This window comes from Aurantimonas aggregata, assembly GCF_010500835.1.
GTDB classification, from domain to species: Bacteria; Pseudomonadota; Alphaproteobacteria; order Rhizobiales; family Rhizobiaceae; genus Aurantimonas; species Aurantimonas aggregata.
In genome coordinates this window covers 1-933 of the sequence record NZ_JAAAMJ010000085.1, presented here as the reverse complement: position 1 = coordinate 933, position 933 = coordinate 1, and the positions used below count along the sequence as shown (strand labels likewise).

The 933-nt window shown below is 60.2% G+C and carries 1 protein-coding gene; it reads right to left on the bottom strand.

Annotated elements, in window-relative coordinates:
* Positions 1-21: 21 nt before the first annotated feature.
* Positions 22-855: an IS5 family transposase gene (locus tag GTW51_RS23360; protein WP_163046410.1), complete on the bottom strand. Its 834-nt coding sequence runs from the start codon at positions 853-855 to the stop codon at positions 22-24.
* Positions 856-933: the final 78 nt, after the last annotated feature.

Sequence of the window (933 nt, the reverse complement as noted above, 5' to 3'; positions counted from 1 at the left end):
AGAGCCCGATTCGAAAGTTGGTCAATGATATGAGGGTCTTGCGATCCTCCGGGTTAGCATGCGGATGGAAGCGATATTGGCCCATGCGGTTGTGCTTTCGATGGATTTCTCCCAGTCCTTAGCCAGTCTGCGGCAGCGTCCGAGCCACGCGAAGGTTCGTTCGACGACCCATCTTCGCGGCAGGACAACGAAGCCTTTGGCGGCGTCGGAGCGCTTCACGATTTCGATGGTCCAGACTCCATGACCGACGAGCGCATCGGTCAGTTTTGCGCCGGCATAGCCGCCATCGGCGAAGATGTGCCGCAGCCATGGGAAGCGGAAGCGAATGGCCTTGATCAGTTCGGGCGCGCCGTCCCGGTCCTGGATGTCGGCGGCATGAACGAGCACGAAGAGTAGGAAGCCGAGCGTGTCGGTGACAATGTGACGCTTGCGGCCTTTCACCTTTTTGCCCGCGTCATACCCGCAAATCCCGCCGCTTTCGGTGGTTTTGACCGATTGGCTATCGATAATGCCGGCTGTCGGGCTGGCCTGCTTGCCCGCCTGCTCGCGCGCCGCCATCACCAGCAGATGGTTGATCGAGGCAAACAGCCCCCGGTCGCGCCAGTCGTAGAAATAGCCGCGCACGGTCGATACCGGCGGGAAGCATTTGGGCAGTGCGCGCCACTGGCAACCGCTCGATCCGAGATACAAGATCGCGTCCATCACCGCCCGAAGACAGGTCGTCCGAGGACGACCGCCACGCTTCGCCGCCGGCAAAAGAGGCGCAACCAAAGCCCATTCCAGATCCGTCAAATCGCTTGGATAGCGCGCCCGATCCCGATTATGCTCGCGCCGGGCGGTATCAGTCCAGGTCATGATCATCCTCCATCGTCTCGACAACGACGAGGAATCACAACTCACTGATATCGCTCAACCTCTTTCAAATCGGGCTCT

What these genes read in the sequence shown, in the direction of transcription:
- GTW51_RS23360 (WP_163046410.1), bottom strand. Translation starts at nt 855, where the DNA reads ATGACCTGGACTGATACCGCCCGGCGCGAGCATAATCGGGATCGGGCG.